The following is a 15,506-nucleotide window of genomic DNA, read 5'->3' on the forward strand; positions in this document are numbered from 1 at the left end:
CTCCGGCTTATGCGGGACGCCACATTCGTATGTAATGCGCCCACCACCTTAAATTTAAAGCCCCGTGGCGGTTACTGCTTTTACGCATAACCCGCCACGGTCTTCTTAGCGCCTGGATTCAGAGTGCTTCGACCTCCACGAAGACAATGCTGCCCTCGCTATTGCGATTTTCGACCCGGTGTTCGGTACCCTCCGCACGGGCGTAGCTCGATCCCTCGGCAAGGTCGGCAACAATTTCCGTGCCGTCAGCGTTCACGGCATGCATGGTGGCGGTCACGAGCGGCACCACGGTGTATGGATGCTCGTGACGGTGCAGTGGAATATGCCCGCCGGGCTCAATCGTCCACTTGGTGACGCGGAAGTGTTCATTCTCGAGCTGGATCTCGCTCGATGAGCCCTCGTGATCGAAAGCGTTGGTAAGCAATGAAGCTCCTTCCTCGCGAATGGGCACCCTCATTGATTGGGCGCAGCGTGAGCTTACAGTCTGCCCTTGCGCAGAATGACGATGAGGAAAACGGTGCCGCCCACGAGCTCGATGATGATGGAGACGACGCCCTGGGCGTAGAAGACGTGGTTCATGATGAAGTACGCCATCGTGAGCACGAGAAACCCGATACCAACGGCCATGGGGAAGATGTAGCGGTGGTCATAGGTGCTCGCGAACTGGTATGCGAGCGTCGCGGTGAGGAACCCGAGGAAGGTCATTGGCCCCACCAGGGCGGTGGATGTTGCCATGAGGACGGTGATTAGCAGCAGGCTGCGGAACACGGTTGCCTTGTGGTTTACCCCGAGCCCTGTCGCAATATCGTGTCCGAGGGACATGATGTTGAGGCGACGAGAGTCGAAATAAAGCAGGATGCCTGCCGCCAAAACGAGCGGAATCGCGAGCGGGAAGTAGTCGGGATCGGCATTATTGACCGAACCGAATAACCTGGCCGTGAGCAAATCGAATTCGCTGGGCGTGAGCAACCGCTGCATAAATGTCGAAATCGAACCGAGGCCACCACCAATAATGATGCCCACGAGCAACATGATTTGCATGTTCCCGAAGCGTCCGGAAAGCAGCCAGCCATAGAGCAGTGTTGCCAAAGCGATCATCAAAATCAGTTGAATGACGAATTGGTTGAGACCGCTGAACGCAATGAGACCTGCCGCGCCGAAGAAGTAAATGGATCCGGTTTGAATGGCGGTGTAGAGCGACTCAAAACCGAGGAGCGACGGCGTAATAATGCGGTTGTTGGTGATGGTTTGGAAGGCAACCGTGGCGGTGGCGTGACAGAACGCGACAATCGCCATGGTGATCACGCTATTGGCTCGCCGCTCCGCAATGAGCCAAAACTCTCGCGTGCCGACGGGCATCGGGTTACCCCAAGCAAGCAGCAGGAATCCGAATGTAAGTCCGGCGATGACAATCGAGGTGAGGAGGATCCAATAGCGACGTTTGGTCGCAACATTGAGGAAGGGTCCGCGGACTGAAGGAATGAAATTCTGGTTCGGCGCGGTCACTGCAGAAGTAGTTTTAGCCATATCGACGCTGCCTCAGAAGAATGATTACAAATACCGCGGCGCCGACAATTCCGAGCACGAGGGATACTGGAATCTCGAATGGCATGATGATGACCCGGCCAATGAGGTCACAGATCGTGACGATTGCGATTCCCAGAAGGCACACCCACGGCAGGTTGCTGCGAAGGTTGTCGCCGCGGAACATAGAGATGATATTGGGAACGATGAGCCCGAGGAATGGCAAATTACCCACGATTACCGTAACGACACCCGTCGCGATAGCAACCAATCCGGTGCCGACGAGAATGATGCGGTTGTAGTTGACACCAATGTTGGTGGCCACGTCCTCACCGAGACCCGCGACCGTGAGTCGGTCCGCAAGAATGAAAACGGCAATGACGACAATTGCCACGATGTAGAGAGCTTCGTACTGTCCGCGCAGCACCGAGGTGAAGCTGCCCGCAAACCAAATGCCGAGGTTTTGCAGGAGGTCGGTTTGGAGCGCAAAGAACGTTGAGATCGAACTCACGACCGCACCGAGCATGATGCCAACGATTGGCACAATCAATGAAGATCGCAGCGTGACCTGACGAAGGAACGCAAAGAAGATCATGGTGCCGACGAAGGCAAAAACGATTGCCCCGGTTGTCCGGGCGAACAGGCTTGGATCCGGCAGGAGAATCATCACGGTGAGGAGCCCAAGCCCGGCCCACTCGGTGGTTCCCGTGGTGGTTGGCTCGACAAACTTATTCTGCGTGAGCAGCTGCATCACGAGGCCGCACATCGCCATGGCGGCCCCGGCCAGTACGAGCGCCACGGTGCGAGGGATTCGAGTGATTGCGAACATGGCCGCGCCGTCCTCACCGTCGGTCACGTCGTAGACGCCGGTGAAGAGTGAAAGCACGAGGAGGGCGAGTACGGCGAGGGCTCCAAGCAGGAGCTTCCAGTCAAAGAGCCGATTTTTTGGCGGCTTCTTCGTGGGCTTTGTTGCGAGGACTGAAGTCATGACACCAGTTGAGGTTGAGTAAGGCCAACGACAAGTGGTGGGTACTGGCTATAAGCCGGTACCCACCACTGAGGAGAACCGAGGTCGAGAATTAGTTCGCAGCCTCGAATGCGTCTGCCATACCGTTGTAGATTTCGGTGTAGGTCTGGATGCCTTCGTTCGTGTAGGTGTCCGCGGGAACGTAGTACACGTTGCCTTCCTGAATTGCGGTCACGTTTGCGAGTGCCTCGGAACCTTCAAGGATCTCTTCGGCTGGCTGGTAGCCCTCTTCTTCAGCGCCGGTACCAGCATCGCGGTCCATTACGAAGAGCCAGTCTGGGTTGGAGTCGGCAATGGCTTCCACGGAGATGTCGTCACCCTGGTGGTCGGTCGAGCTGTCTTCAACTTCGAGCGAAGGGGTGAAACCGAAGATCTCGTAGAGCGGACCGAAGGTACGGCCTTCACCGGGAGCGGAGTAACCGATTTCGCCACCCGAGACGATTACCGACATCACGGTCTGCTCAGGGTCGTAGGCGGCGGTGACGCGTTCCTTTGCGGCCTGGAAATCAGCAACGAGCTGTTCCGCTTCGGTCTGCTTGCCGAAGATTTCGCCGAGTGCGAGCGTCTGACGCTCGAGTTCGGTGTCGAAGGGTTCACCCTCGCGTGGGTCGAGGTTGATGATGGTCGCATCTGGAACCAATGCGGCAATTTCCTCGTCGTACTGGCTGAAGCGCTGACCACTGATTACGACGTCAGGCTGTGCCGCAACAATGAGCTCGAGGTTCGGCTCGCGGTGGTTACCGATGTTCTCGATGCTTTCATCGCTCGAGTACGGGATCGTCTCTGGGATGAGGTCGACCGGCGCTGCTGCGAGTTCGACGCCCCAGTCGCTCAGGGTTTCAAATGTACGGTTGTCGAGCGCCACTACCGATTCGAGGGGGAGCTGAATTTCCTTGGAACCCGTGTTGTCTTCAATCGTGACGGTGCCGGATGCCTGTTCGCTGCCGCCGTTGCTGGCCGAGGTTTCCGCAGCGGTGTCGGTAGCTCCGGGTTCGCCCGAGGTGGCGCAACCCGCCAGCGCAAGAGCGGAAACTGCGGCGATTGCGAGAAGCCGAAAACGTGGAGACTTCATGGTGCCCTTCTGTAGAAACTGTGGCCGTGAAAAGGCCTTTAACCCGTTTAGGTAACCCTTACCTTAGAGCATCCTTTAGGCTTGGGCACAATCTACCTTGCATTTTTGGCGCGTGAAACGTGACCTTGGGATCATGTTCCGGCGCTAATTTGGGTAAGTTTTGCGGCACAAAATTCACCGGCTTTGACTCGCCAAAAAGAACCACTGGAGGCACAAAAACTCGTGATCACGCTCGATTCGGTCGCCAAGCGATACGGGGACACCGTTGTCGTAGACGATGTGACCCTGCAGATCCCTGCCGGCGGAATTACGTCGATTATTGGGCCAAACGGTGCCGGAAAATCCACTTTGCTGTCCCTGGTGAGTCGGCTGGAACCGATGAGCGCCGGTGTCGTCACGGTTGATGGGCTGAACGTTTCGGAGACGAAGTCGCCTACCCTGGCGAAGCGGCTTGCGATCCTGCGTCAGGAGAATCACCTCACGGTGAGGTTGAGCGTTCGCGACCTTGTTGCCTTCGGTCGTTTCCCACACTCTCAGGGTCGGCTAACCAAAGAAGATCACGCCCATGTTGATACCGCGTTGGAATACATGGGAATGACCGAATTAGCGGATCGATATATCGACGAGCTTTCCGGTGGCCAGCGGCAGCGGGCGTATGTCGCCATGGTGATTTGCCAAGACACCGACTATGTCCTGCTTGATGAACCGCTCAATAACCTGGACATGAAGCACTCGGTCCACATGATGCAGCACCTGCGTCGGATCGCGACAGAACTGGGAAAGACGATCGTGTTCGTCGTCCACGACATCAATTTCGCTTCGGTGTATTCCGACCGAATGATTGCGATGCGTGATGGTCGAGTGATCGTCCAAGGTGATTCCCGCGAAGTCATGGATTCGCGCAAGCTCGCGGAAATCTACGACCTGTACATCCCCATCCACGAAATAGAAGGACAACGGCTCGGAATCTATTTCTGGTCGCCACAGCTGCCACCGGCGACACCACTTCCGGACACCTATTCCAACCGGGTGCAAGTGCACCTTCCGCCGCCTGACACGGCGACCGAACCGGATGCTCAAGCCTCGGATAACTAGGAAAGGCAATGCCCCGTCTCCCCAGAGTTCACAGGGGAGACGGGGTTTTTCAGAGTGCCGGCTGTGGGACTCGAACCCACACACCCTTTCGGACAACGCATTTTGAGTGCGTCGCGTCTACCATTCCGCCAAGCCGGCCAGCACAATGAGATTACAGTACAGTAATCTCTTACCGTGACTGAAAACGAATCATCTACTGCACCCCGTCGGGTAGTCGTCGCTGAAGACGAGTCCCTGATCCGCATCGACATTGTCGAAACTTTGCGTGACAACGGCTTTGAAGTCGTTGGCGAGGCGGGCGACGGCGAAACCGCTGTTGCGCTCGCACGCGAGTTGCGACCGGATTTGGTGGTGATGGACGTCAAGATGCCAAAGCTCGACGGCATCTCCGCTGCCGCAAAGCTGACCGAGGAAAACATCGCACCGGTGGTGCTGTTGACCGCGTTTAGCCAGAAGGAACTCGTTGAGCGAGCTACCGAGGCCGGTGCGTTGGCCTATGTGGTCAAGCCTTTCAACCAAAATGACTTGCTGCCTGCAATCGAGATTGCGCTTGCACGCCACCAGCAAATCATTGCGCTCGAGAACGAGGTCGCCGACCTCAGCGAACGTTTTGAGACACGCAAGCTCGTGGACCGTGCCAAGGGGCTACTCACCGACAAGATGGGACTGAGCGAGCCGGAGGCCTTCCGCTGGATCCAGAAGGCATCGATGAACCGCCGTCTGACCATGCACGAAGTCGCACAGGCAGTGATTGATCAGCTTGCGCCGGCGAAGAAAAAGCCGGCCAAGGAAGAAAGCGAGTAGCGAGCCTTGGCACGCTGCGCTGGCTGCTAGCGACGGGTGCGGATCATGTTCGTGATCCGCACCGTCGAGCAGCGGTGCCCTCGCGCATCCGTGACGATGATCTCGTGCACGGTAGTGCTTGACCCGAGGTGAATCGCCTCGCAGACTCCGGTCACCCATCCCTCGGTCGCCGAACCGGTGTGTGTGGCATTGATATCAACTCCCACGGCATATTTGCCCTCACCCGCGTGAACATTCGCGGCGATCGAGCCCATGCTCTCGCCCAGCACGCAGTGCGCACCGCCGTGGAGCAGACCGTACGGCTGTTCATTACCCGACACCGGCATGACCGCTACGGAGCGTTTCGCCGAAACCTCTACGAAGAGAATGCCCATTTTTTCGGCCAGATTCCCTCGGCCGGCGCCAAAGGTAATCGTGTCCTGGTCGGGGATGCTTAGACCATTGATTTCGGTGGGCACTTCGGTGATCGACATTGAGACTCCTTAGTCACTCAGCAGCACCGCGACAAGCCGATGCTCACGTATCGCACGATCACCCGGCGTAGGCTGTCGGGGTGACTGCGAATCAGCCAAAGCCTACCCTCATGGTCATTGATGGCCACTCCCTTGCGTTCCGTGCATTCTTCGCACTGCCGACGGACAGTTTTGTGAACTCCGAAGGCCAGCACACCAACGCCATTCACGGATTCATCTCCATGCTGTTGAGCCTGCTGCGCGACCACAACCCGAGCCACATCGCCGTGGCGTTCGATGCCGGGTCAAAGTCATTCCGTAACCGTGAGTTCGAAGAGTACAAGGGCGGACGCGATGAGACTCCGCCCGAGTTCAAGGGACAGATTGGGCTCCTGCAAGAGTCGCTCGATGCGATGGGCATCACTTGGATGCAGAAAGAGGACTTCGAGGCAGACGATATTCTTGCCACGCTCGCGCACGAGGGTGAACGGGACGGATATGACGTGCTTGTCGTTTCGGGGGACCGGGATGCGATCCAACTCGTCAATGAGGAGACCACGCTGCTCTATCCATCCGTGCAGGGAGTATCGAAACTCACTCGCTACACACCCGAAGCCGTCTTTGAAAAATACGGTGTCTATCCGCAGCAGTATCCGGAACTTGCTGCCATGGTGGGGGAGAAGGCCGATAACCTTCCCGGCATTCCGAAGGTTGGACCGAAGACGGCAGCCAAATGGATTGCGCAGTTTGGTTCTCTTGACGAGATTCTCGAGCGGCAGGATGAACTCACCGGGAAGGTGGGTGAGTCTTTCCGCGAACACCGCGAGAACGCGATTCGAAACCGGAAACTCAATCGCCTCCTCACCGATGTTGAGCTGGAACACGAGCCCAATGACCTCACCATTCGGCCAATCAATGTGGACGATGTGCGGGAGGTATTTACCCGCCTCCAGTTCCGCACGCTGCAGGACCGCGTGCTGAAGCTCGCGACGGAGCGCGACGGTGCGGTGGTGACCGCCGACACCACGAGTGTCCTCGACTCACTCTCCATCCATGACGGTCTTGAAGGTAAAGAACTCGAATCCTGGCTGAGTAAAGCGACCGGCGATGCTCCCGAAGGACTCGGGCTCGTCCTTGAATTCACGGAAGGACAGCTCTCCGAGGCTGGCGTGGCTAGCAAGACCGAGGCGGTTCGAATCCTTGCGAGCGGGGATATCGCATCCTTCACCGAATGGCTCGCGAGCGACTCACCGAAAATCATGTTTGACGGCAAAGCTGTGTTTCGCACGGCGCTGACTGCCGGACTCACGCTCGGTGGTCCGATCATCGACGCGAAGCTGGCGGCATTTCTCGTCAACCCCACCGGGGTGCCGAAGCGGCTCGCAGAAATTGCGCAGCAGTACTTGGGGGAGACGCTGCCGGAAGCGGACCCCAATCAGCTGGTCTCCCTCGAAGGCGAAGAAACTAACTTCATCGCTTCGGATGCGTGGTTCGTGAAGCGCTCGGCACAGGCGGCCATTGATCGCCTTCCCGAGGTGACGAAGCCCGTGCTGTTCGATATCGAGATTCCGCTGCTTTCTATTCTCGGTGACATGGAGCACGCGGGCATCGCGATGGATCGTGCGCTCCTGCAAGAGCTTTCTGCGGCGCAGGGCGAACTCATCGCGAAGTATGAAAAGGAAGCCTTTGACGCCGTTGGCGGCGAGAAGTTCAATCTTGGTTCGCCAAAACAATTGCAGACCGTACTGTTCGAACAGCTCGACATGCCGAAAACGCGACGGACCAAGACGGGTTACTCCACTGACGCGCAGGCGCTCGAAGACCTCGAACTCAAGAATCCCCACCCCTTCCTCGGTGCGCTGCGGCACCACCGCGATGCCACGAAGCTCAAGCAAATGATGGAGTCGCTCCTCAAAGCAATCACCGAGGACGAGCGCATCCACACCACCTATCAACAGACTGCGGCAGCCACCGGTCGGCTCGCATCCACAGACCCGAACCTGCAGAACATCCCAATTCGTTCCCCCGAGGGGCAGCGCATTCGCGAGGCGTTCATTACCCGTGGCGAATACGTTGAGCTGCTTACCGCTGACTATTCGCAGATTGAAATGCGCATTATGGCGCACCTCTCGGGTGACGATTCGCTGATTGATGCCTTCAACCGCGGCGAAGACACGCACCGCTATGTCGGCTCGCAAGTGTTCGGCGTCGACCCCGAGGATGTCAGTCCAGAAATGCGAACCAAGGTCAAGGCGATGTCCTACGGCCTCGTGTACGGCTTGTCGGCGTTCGGGCTCTCGAAGCAGCTCGGTATTTCGCAGGGTGAAGCGAAAGATCTCATGACGGGCTACTTCGAGCGATTCGGTAAAGTGCGCGACTACCTTCGCGATTCCGTCGCGAAGGCCAAAGAAGACGGGTACACCGAAACCATTTTCGGGCGTCGTCGGCCCTTCCCGGACCTCAACTCCACGAACCGTGTTGCGCGCCAGAATGCCGAACGCGCTGCGCTCAACGCGCCAATTCAAGGTTCGGCAGCGGACATCATCAAGATCGCAATGATCAAGGTTGACGAACGGATGCGCGAAGCGGCAATGCAATCGCGGATGCTCTTGCAGGTACACGATGAGCTTGTGTTCGAGGTGGTCGACGGGGAGTTCGACGATCTCGAGTCACTCGTTCGTGCGGAAATGGCGAATGCCGCCGACCTGCGAGTCCCACTCGATGTCTCGGTCGGCCGGGGTGGGAACTGGCAGACGGCCGGTCATTAGACCCGGTTAATATCCGAGCAGGCGAGAGGAAAGCCATGCCAGCGCAGTCAATACTCGACACCGAGGTGGCGTTCCTGGCGGCGGGCGAGGCATTTGTTGAACTTGTCGACCGAATCCCTGTGACCTCGTTCGGTGACCCGGGCCTCGGGGAATGGGATCTTCGCGGACTGACCGGACATACCTGCCGGTCACTGCTGACGGTTCCGATCTATCTCGGCCGCCCTTCGACGGAAGCCAGATGTGAATCTGCGGCTGAGTACTTCGCGGCAATGCGTGACAGGAGCGACCACACCGCGATCGCCCAGCGCGGCGTGGAGACGGGACAGACACTTGGCTCCGACCCGGCCGTAGCGGTGCAAAAGGCGCTTGGGCAGGCCCGTGCGGCACTGGCAGAAGTCCGTGGGACCGACCCGATCATAGACACGGCTGCCGGTGGCATGCGGCTCCACGCGTACCTGCCGACACGCACTTTCGAGCTTGTGGTGCACTCGAGTGACCTCGCGGTCGCGAGCGGTCAGCCATACACGGCTCCGGCCAATGCGCTGTCGCAGACACTTTCGATCGTGACGAGCCTCGCGAGCATTAGGGGAGTTGGGCTCGATCTCGTCCGTCAACTCACCGGTCGCGTACCCATGCAGGGGCTGCCGAGCACGCTCCTTTGAATCGCAGCCCATTTGGAAGGTTTTGGCGTTAGATGTGTGACACGCGTTAATTCGCGTCGTCGAGTCGCCAGGAATACCGTTCCGGCCGACCACACCGAACATGACAACGAAGTCAAGGGGAGCAGAATGACTGTCTACGCCAATCCCGGTACCGAAGGTGCCGTCATGAACTACCGCAGCCGCTACGACCACTACATCGGTGGCGAGTGGGTGGCTCCGGTCAAGGGCGAATACTTTGAGAATGTGACGCCGATTACCGGGCAGGTTTATTGCGAGGTCGGTCGCGGTACCGAAGAGGATATCGAAGCCGCACTCGACGCAGCGCATGCGGCAAAGGGTGCTTGGGGCAAGACGTCGGTTGCCGAGCGTGCTGTGATTCTGAACAAGATCGCAGACCGGATGGAAGAAAACCTCGAGAAGATCGCAGTTGCGGAGACCTGGGAAAACGGAAAGGCGGTCCGCGAGACTCTCGCCGCCGACATCCCACTCGCCATCGATCACTTCCGCTACTTCGCCGGCGTGATTCGTGCCCAGGAAGGCACACTCTCGCAGTTGGATGACAACACGACGGCCTACCACTTCCACGAGCCACTCGGCGTCGTCGGTCAGATCATTCCGTGGAACTTCCCGATCCTGATGGCCACGTGGAAGATCGCCCCCGCGCTTGCTGCGGGAAACTGCATTGTCTTGAAGCCTGCGGAACAGACACCCGCATCCATCCTCTATCTCATGGAAGTCATTGGCGATTTGCTCCCGGCAGGCGTGCTGAATATCGTCAACGGCTTTGGTGTGGAGTGCGGCAAGCCACTTGCATCGAATCCACGCATCTCAAAGGTGGCATTCACGGGTGAGACGACCACCGGCCGACTCATCATGCAGTACGCCTCGCAGAACATCATCCCGGTGACGCTTGAGCTGGGCGGAAAATCGCCGAACATTTTCTTTGAGGACGTCATGATGCACGATGACGCCTATTGGAATAAAACCCAGGAAGGGTTCACAATGTTCGCCCTCAACCAGGGCGAAGTTTGCACTTGTCCTTCCCGCGCGCTCGTACAGGAGTCGATCTACGACGATTTTATGGATGCAGTGACCGAACGCACCAAGCGAGTCACCCAGGGCAACCCACTGGACACGAACACGATGATCGGTGCGCAAGCATCCAACGACCAGCTCGAGAAGATCCTGAGCTACATCGACATCGGAAAACAGGAGGGCGCCAATGTTCGTCTCGGTGGCTCGCGCGCAGAACTCGGCGGCGACCTCGAGGGCGGCTACTACGTGAATCCCACGATCTTCGAGGGTCAGAACAAGATGCGCATCTTCCAGGAGGAGATCTTCGGACCGGTTGTTTCGGTCGGTAAATTCTCGGACTTCGACGATGCGATCGGGCAAGCAAACGACACGCTATACGGGCTCGGCGCTGGCGTCTGGTCGCGCCTGCAGAACACCGCCTACCGCGCAGGTCGGGCCATTCAGACCGGTCGCGTGTGGGTGAATCAATACCACACGTACCCCGCGCACTCGGCGTTTGGTGGCTATAAGTCCTCCGGTATCGGTCGTGAAAACCACCTCATGATGCTCGAGCACTACCAGAACACAAAGAACCTGCTCGTCAGCTACGACGAGAACCCCGCAGGTTTCTACCTCTAGCAAGATGGCTGCGCTGGGTTGCGGCGGGCTGTACCTCGCCGCGACCCAGCGTACTCGGGTGGTGTGATCGAGCACCACCGCATATAGGAAAGGGAATGATCATGGCTGATGTTGAGGAAGTGATCCCCGAGGCAGCCTTGCAATCTCGCCCCGAAATTGCGGGCGAAACCGAGCCGCGAGTCGCGATGACCGCAGCGGCAGTAGAACTCCTGCAGGACCTCGCCGACCGCAATGGTCCGCTCATGTTTCACCAGTCTGGCGGCTGCTGCGACGGATCATCGCCAATGTGTTATCCGGCTGGAGAATTCATGACTGGTGGCGCCGATGTTCTGCTGGGCACATTTGAGTTGCCGGCAAGAGGCGAGACGGCCGCAAGCGAACTAGAATTCTGGATGTCGAAGGAACAGTTTGAATATTGGCGCCATACTCGACTCCTCGTTGACGTGGTCAAAGGACGCGGATCGGGCTTTTCGCTCGAGGGCCCAACGGGTAAGCGATTCTTGATTCGTTCGACGCTGATGTCGGACTAAGCAGCACCGTCGGCCCGCGTGGGGCCTCGGTGGAGATTAGGGAATTCTTCAGGTAGGCTAAACGAGCACTTTTGTGCGCTATACCTATCCGTATTCCCGGACGGTGTGCTCTGTCGTTATTCGCTTCGAGCCTCTGGCCGGGCCGATATCCCAATCCAGCTGGAGCACTACCTACATGACGAACACCACGACCGAATCGGCAACAAAGCAGATCGCCGTCAACGACATTGGCACTGCAGAGGACTTCCTCGCCGCGGTCGAAGAGACGATGAAGTACTTCAACGACGGTGACCTGATCACCGGTACCGTCGTTCGCATCGACCGCGACGAGGTACTCCTCGACGTTGGTTACAAGACTGAGGGTGTTGTACCCTCTCGCGAACTTTCCATTAAGCACGACGTCGACCCCAACGAGGTGGTTGAGCTCGGCGACGAGGTTGAGGCACTTGTCATCCAGAAGGAAGACAAAGAGGGTCGACTGCTCCTTTCGAAGAAGCGCGCTCAGTACGAGCGTGCCTGGGGCGATGTGGAGAAGGTCAAGGAAGAAGACGGCGTGGTTACCGGTACGGTGATCGAGGTCGTCAAGGGCGGTCTGATCGTCGACATCGGACTGCGCGGATTCCTTCCTGCTTCGCTTATTGAGCTTCGTCGCGTCCGCGACCTCACCCCGTACCTCGGTCAGGAGATCGAGGCGAAGATTCTCGAACTCGACAAGAACCGCAACAACGTGGTGCTTTCGCGTCGTGCACTCCTCGAGCAGACGCAGTCCGAGACTCGCGCCAACTTCCTCGCAGACCTCCAGAAGGGACAGGTCCGCAAGGGTGTCGTTTCCTCGATCGTCAACTTCGGTGCGTTCGTTGATCTCGGCGGCGTTGACGGCCTCGTCCACGTTTCGGAGCTCAGCTGGAAGCACATCGACCACGCCTCCGAGGTTGTCGAAGTTGGCCAGGAAGTCACCGTTGAGGTACTCGAGGTAGACCTCGACCGCGAGCGGGTTTCGCTCTCGCTCAAGGCAACGCAGGAAGACCCCTGGCAGGTGCTTGCTCGTACCCACGCGATCGGTCAGATCGTTCTCGGCAAGGTCACCAAGCTCGTTCCGTTCGGTGCCTTTGTTCGCGTCGTCGATGGCATCGAAGGTCTCGTGCACATCTCGGAGCTCTCGCACCAGCACATCGAGACCGCCGACCAGGTCGTTTCGGTCGGCCAGGAGCTCTTCGTCAAGATCATCGACATCGACCTCGAGCGTCGCCGCATCTCGCTTTCGCTCAAGCAGGGTAACGAGGGCGTCGACCCCGACGGTACCGAGTTCGATCCCGCAACCTATGGGATGCTCGCCGAGTACGACGAGCAGGGCAATTACAAGTACCCCGAGGGCTTCAACCCAGACACCAACGAGTGGATGGAAGGCTTCGAAGCACAGCGCGAGGCATGGGAGCAGGAGTACGCCCAGGCTCAGACGCGTTGGGAAGCACACAAGGAACAGGTCCGCACCATCCTCGAAGCCGAAGCAAACGCTCCGGTCGAGGAAGCTCAGGCTCCTTCCGCATCCTCGAGCTTCTCGAGCGAATCGACCGACGGTGGCGGTACTCTCGCCGACGACGAGTGGCTTGCAGCACTGCGCGCAAAGCTCTCCGGCAACTAAGCCACAGGGTAGTTAGACGCACTCAAGGCGATGGCTGCTCCGGGATCTTCCCGGAGCAGCCATCGCCTTTTGCTGCCATTTCACGAATTACCGGGACTTGCAGCAAATTGTGCCTCGGACCTGGGTAGTCTTGGGTGATAGGCACACGCACTTCCGCACTGCTGCGGGAGTCCCGGATTGGAGGTACCGAAAGTGATCACGATCGCTTTGACCGGAGGTATTGCTTCGGGAAAAACCACCATTTCAAACCGACTGCGCGAACTTGGCGCGGTCATTATCGATGCGGATGAGCTCGCGCGAAAAGTGGTCGAACCGGGACAGCAGGCGCTGCTCCAGATTGCGCAGCGATTCGGTGACGGGGTCATGAACGAAGATGGCACTCTGAATCGGAAAGCGCTCGCCGAGATTGTCTTCAATGATGACGACGAACTGCACGCGCTCAACGACATTACGCACCCGGCGATCCGAGAGATGACTCAACAGATCATCGCCGAAGTGAGCGCGGAAGAGCCGAACACGATTTTTGTGCACGATATTCCACTGCTGGCCGAGAACCGTTCAAACTACGATTACGACTTCATCTGGGTTGCCGATTCACCCGCGGAGACTCGCAAGGAACGACTCATGGAGGATCGAGGCATGAGCGCTGAGGAAGCTCAGGCTCGCATCGATGCACAGGTGAGTGATGAAGAGCGTCGAATGATTGCCGATGTGGTGATTGACACCACCAGAGCGATCCCAGAAACGCTGGATGAAGTCGACCAACTGTTCATGCGGCTTGACCTCAGCGAAGTGGACTCGGGGGAGCAGGTTCGGTACGACACGGCTCCCGTAACAATTCCGGTTGAAGAGCGCAGCACTGAAACATAGGTGGCGCGAACTACTGCAGGTCGACCCATGACACCCCGGCATCAGTCGCTTGCGCTGCTCCCTGCGTGAGTGCCGCGATACGCCGCTGTGCTCCAGTTACCGTTTCTGGACGGTCCTGAACGGCGAGCCGAATGGCCGCGTGGTCCGTTTCATACGCGGTTCCGAGCACTTCAATGCCCGCGGCACGAATCTCGTTCTCCCAACGTCCCGCAGCGGCATGCGGTGCTGGCAAGGTGAGCAACCGCATCCGCTGACGCGTATAGAACCGCGCTTGCGTGAGTGCCTGGGAAACTGAATCTGAATATGCGCGCACGAGCCCACCGGCGCCGAGGAGGACCCCACCAAAATAGCGAACAACGACGGCAATCGTGTCCGACAAATCCGCGGTAGATCCGGCGGGGCGGGTGAAGAGCGTCAACGCTTCCAGCATCGGTAAGCCAGCGGTACCCGAGGGCTCACCATCGTCATTCGAACGGCGGACCATCCGATCAGCACCCAGCACAAACGCCGTGCAGTGGTGACGCGCAAGGCGGTGCTCGGCACGAATTAGATCGACGAACTCGCGCGCCTGAGTCTCGGTCTCCACGCGTGACAGATAGCAAATGAATCGTGAGCGTTTGATCTCGATTTCATGCTCAATGTCTCGTTGCAAGACCCCGTATCGCGTGGCTTGCGTGAGATCTGACATGGTGTCGAGTCTATGCAAAATTTTGAGAAAGCCGTTACGAACGGGCATAAAACGGCGGCGAACTGTGTTGCCTTAATTGATGACCGGTTAGGGTGCGGATTTTTTTCCATCAGCAGATCTACAAGCTAACCAGTCAGAGTGGTAAGCAAACCGACGAGAGGACAATCGCAATGACCGTTACTCACAATGTTGATTTTCGTGCAGGCCAGAACGCCAAGGACTACACCGTCCCCGGCCTCGAAGTGTCGACTGGGCACAAGATTGCTGAGCAGCTTCAGAAGCAGCTGCATGACCTCAACGAGCTGCACCTGACACTGAAGCACGCTCACTGGAATGTTGAAGGCCCCAACTTCATCGGCGTACACGAGATGCTTGACCCGCAGATCGAGCTCGTTCGCGGGTACGCAGACGAGATCGCTGAGCGAATTGTTGCGCTCGGTGTTGCGGCAGTCGGTGTTCCCGGTGCAATCGTGAAGAACCGCAACCACGAGGACTACGCACTTGGTTTCGCCTCCACGATCGACCACCTTTCCGCACTCGACGACGTGTATACGCGAGTCATTGAGAGCTACCGCGAGTCGATTGCAATGACGGGCGAGGTAGACCCGATTAGTGAAGACATCCTGATTGGCCACACCGCGGAACTCGAGAAGTTCCAGTGGTTCATGCGCGCACACCTCGAACGCTAAACGCTTCACCGGAATACGGGGCGATAGGCC

15 protein-coding genes and 1 tRNA gene are annotated in these 15,506 nt (G+C 58.1%); 9 read left to right on the forward strand and 7 right to left on the reverse strand.

What is annotated here, in order from left to right; translation table 11 throughout:
* Positions 1-118: 118 nt before the first annotated feature.
* The 4 genes from ACTHXA_RS13715 to ACTHXA_RS13730 form a co-directional block, all read right to left on the reverse strand.
* Entirely contained in the window at positions 119-424 is a 306-nt protein-coding gene (locus tag ACTHXA_RS13715; RefSeq protein ID WP_441673326.1) for a cupin, read from the reverse strand.
* A 53-nt stretch (positions 425-477) separates the two neighbouring features.
* A complete protein-coding gene (locus ACTHXA_RS13720) occupies positions 478-1,527 on the reverse strand; it encodes an iron chelate uptake ABC transporter family permease subunit (protein WP_441673328.1) in 1,050 nt (349 codons plus the stop codon).
* Positions 1,520-2,512 (reverse strand): ABC transporter permease, encoded by a 993-nt coding sequence (locus tag ACTHXA_RS13725; RefSeq protein ID WP_441673330.1) that lies wholly within the window; start codon positions 2,510-2,512, stop codon positions 1,520-1,522. The genes ACTHXA_RS13720 and ACTHXA_RS13725 overlap by 8 nt, the downstream gene beginning before the upstream one ends.
* 91 nt (positions 2,513-2,603) lie before the next feature.
* Positions 2,604-3,623: a siderophore ABC transporter substrate-binding protein gene (locus tag ACTHXA_RS13730; RefSeq protein WP_441673332.1), complete on the reverse strand. Its 1,020-nt coding sequence runs from the start codon at positions 3,621-3,623 to the stop codon at positions 2,604-2,606.
* Between the two features lie 183 nt (positions 3,624-3,806).
* Here ACTHXA_RS13730 and ACTHXA_RS13735 point away from each other — a divergent pair, with 183 nt between their 5' ends.
* Positions 3,807-4,718 carry an iron ABC transporter ATP-binding protein gene (locus ACTHXA_RS13735; RefSeq protein WP_441673334.1) on the forward strand — a complete coding sequence of 304 codons (912 nt, stop codon included), beginning with the start codon at positions 3,807-3,809 and terminating at the stop codon, positions 4,716-4,718.
* A gap of 55 nt (positions 4,719-4,773) precedes the next feature.
* On the opposite strand, the gene ACTHXA_RS13740 is transcribed toward ACTHXA_RS13735, so the two are convergent.
* Positions 4,774-4,856: transfer RNA gene (locus ACTHXA_RS13740), tRNA-Leu, on the reverse strand.
* Positions 4,857-4,892: 36 nt separating this feature from the next.
* On the opposite strand from ACTHXA_RS13740, the gene ACTHXA_RS13745 reads away from it, so the two are divergent.
* Positions 4,893-5,522: an ANTAR domain-containing response regulator gene (locus ACTHXA_RS13745; RefSeq protein WP_441673336.1), complete on the forward strand. Its 630-nt coding sequence runs from the start codon at positions 4,893-4,895 to the stop codon at positions 5,520-5,522.
* A 26-nt stretch (positions 5,523-5,548) separates the two neighbouring features.
* On the opposite strand, the gene ACTHXA_RS13750 is transcribed toward ACTHXA_RS13745, so the two are convergent.
* A complete protein-coding gene (locus ACTHXA_RS13750) occupies positions 5,549-5,896 on the reverse strand; it encodes a hotdog fold thioesterase (protein WP_441673387.1) in 348 nt (115 codons plus the stop codon).
* A gap of 209 nt (positions 5,897-6,105) precedes the next feature.
* On the opposite strand from ACTHXA_RS13750, the gene polA reads away from it, so the two are divergent.
* The 6 genes from polA (at position 6,106) to coaE (ending at position 14,099) form a co-directional block, all read left to right on the forward strand.
* Positions 6,106-8,742: a DNA polymerase I gene (gene polA / locus ACTHXA_RS13755; protein ID WP_441673389.1), complete on the forward strand. Its 2,637-nt coding sequence runs from the start codon at positions 6,106-6,108 to the stop codon at positions 8,740-8,742.
* Between the two features lie 35 nt (positions 8,743-8,777).
* On the forward strand, positions 8,778-9,404 hold the full coding sequence (locus ACTHXA_RS13760) for a maleylpyruvate isomerase N-terminal domain-containing protein (RefSeq protein ID WP_441673338.1): 627 nt from the start codon (positions 8,778-8,780) through the stop codon (positions 9,402-9,404).
* A 126-nt stretch (positions 9,405-9,530) separates the two neighbouring features.
* On the forward strand, positions 9,531-11,057 hold the full coding sequence (exaC, locus tag ACTHXA_RS13765) for an acetaldehyde dehydrogenase ExaC (protein ID WP_441673340.1): 1,527 nt from the start codon (positions 9,531-9,533) through the stop codon (positions 11,055-11,057).
* A 101-nt stretch (positions 11,058-11,158) separates the two neighbouring features.
* The gene (locus ACTHXA_RS13770; RefSeq protein ID WP_441673342.1) at positions 11,159-11,587 is read left to right on the forward strand and encodes a DUF779 domain-containing protein; all 429 of its coding nucleotides are present in this window, start codon (positions 11,159-11,161) and stop codon (positions 11,585-11,587) included.
* A 175-nt stretch (positions 11,588-11,762) separates the two neighbouring features.
* Positions 11,763-13,229: a 30S ribosomal protein S1 gene (rpsA, locus tag ACTHXA_RS13775; protein ID WP_441673344.1), complete on the forward strand. Its 1,467-nt coding sequence runs from the start codon at positions 11,763-11,765 to the stop codon at positions 13,227-13,229.
* A 192-nt stretch (positions 13,230-13,421) separates the two neighbouring features.
* Positions 13,422-14,099, forward strand: a complete 678-nt coding sequence (gene coaE, locus ACTHXA_RS13780) for a dephospho-CoA kinase (RefSeq protein WP_441673346.1) — start codon at positions 13,422-13,424, stop codon at positions 14,097-14,099.
* A 10-nt stretch (positions 14,100-14,109) separates the two neighbouring features.
* Here the strand turns inward: coaE and ACTHXA_RS13785 are convergent, their stop codons facing one another.
* Positions 14,110-14,787, reverse strand: a complete 678-nt coding sequence (locus ACTHXA_RS13785; RefSeq protein WP_441673348.1) for a YigZ family protein — start codon at positions 14,785-14,787, stop codon at positions 14,110-14,112.
* A gap of 170 nt (positions 14,788-14,957) precedes the next feature.
* On the opposite strand from ACTHXA_RS13785, the gene dps reads away from it, so the two are divergent.
* The gene (dps, locus tag ACTHXA_RS13790) at positions 14,958-15,476 is read left to right on the forward strand and encodes a DNA starvation/stationary phase protection protein Dps (RefSeq protein ID WP_441673350.1); all 519 of its coding nucleotides are present in this window, start codon (positions 14,958-14,960) and stop codon (positions 15,474-15,476) included.
* Positions 15,477-15,506: the final 30 nt, after the last annotated feature.

Origin of the sequence: Gulosibacter sp. (genome assembly GCF_052090685.1) — a bacterium.
In the GTDB taxonomy this organism is placed as follows: domain Bacteria; phylum Actinomycetota; class Actinomycetes; order Actinomycetales; family Microbacteriaceae; genus Gulosibacter.

Coding starts and splice junctions, on each gene's coding strand:
- ACTHXA_RS13720 (WP_441673328.1), bottom strand. CDS start 1,527: ATGGCTAAAACTACTTCTGCAGTGACCGCGCCGAACCAGAATTTCATT.
- ACTHXA_RS13750 (WP_441673387.1), bottom strand. CDS start 5,896: ATGGGCATTCTCTTCGTAGAGGTTTCGGCGAAACGCTCCGTAGCGGTC.
- exaC (WP_441673340.1), top strand. CDS start 9,531: ATGACTGTCTACGCCAATCCCGGTACCGAAGGTGCCGTCATGAACTAC.
- dps (WP_441673350.1), top strand. CDS start 14,958: ATGACCGTTACTCACAATGTTGATTTTCGTGCAGGCCAGAACGCCAAG.
- ACTHXA_RS13760 (WP_441673338.1), top strand. CDS start 8,778: ATGCCAGCGCAGTCAATACTCGACACCGAGGTGGCGTTCCTGGCGGCG.
- ACTHXA_RS13725 (WP_441673330.1), bottom strand. CDS start 2,512: ATGACTTCAGTCCTCGCAACAAAGCCCACGAAGAAGCCGCCAAAAAAT.
- polA (WP_441673389.1), top strand. CDS start 6,106: ATGGTCATTGATGGCCACTCCCTTGCGTTCCGTGCATTCTTCGCACTG.
- ACTHXA_RS13730 (WP_441673332.1), bottom strand. CDS start 3,623: ATGAAGTCTCCACGTTTTCGGCTTCTCGCAATCGCCGCAGTTTCCGCT.
- ACTHXA_RS13785 (WP_441673348.1), bottom strand. CDS start 14,787: ATGTCAGATCTCACGCAAGCCACGCGATACGGGGTCTTGCAACGAGAC.
- ACTHXA_RS13770 (WP_441673342.1), top strand. CDS start 11,159: ATGGCTGATGTTGAGGAAGTGATCCCCGAGGCAGCCTTGCAATCTCGC.
- rpsA (WP_441673344.1), top strand. CDS start 11,763: ATGACGAACACCACGACCGAATCGGCAACAAAGCAGATCGCCGTCAAC.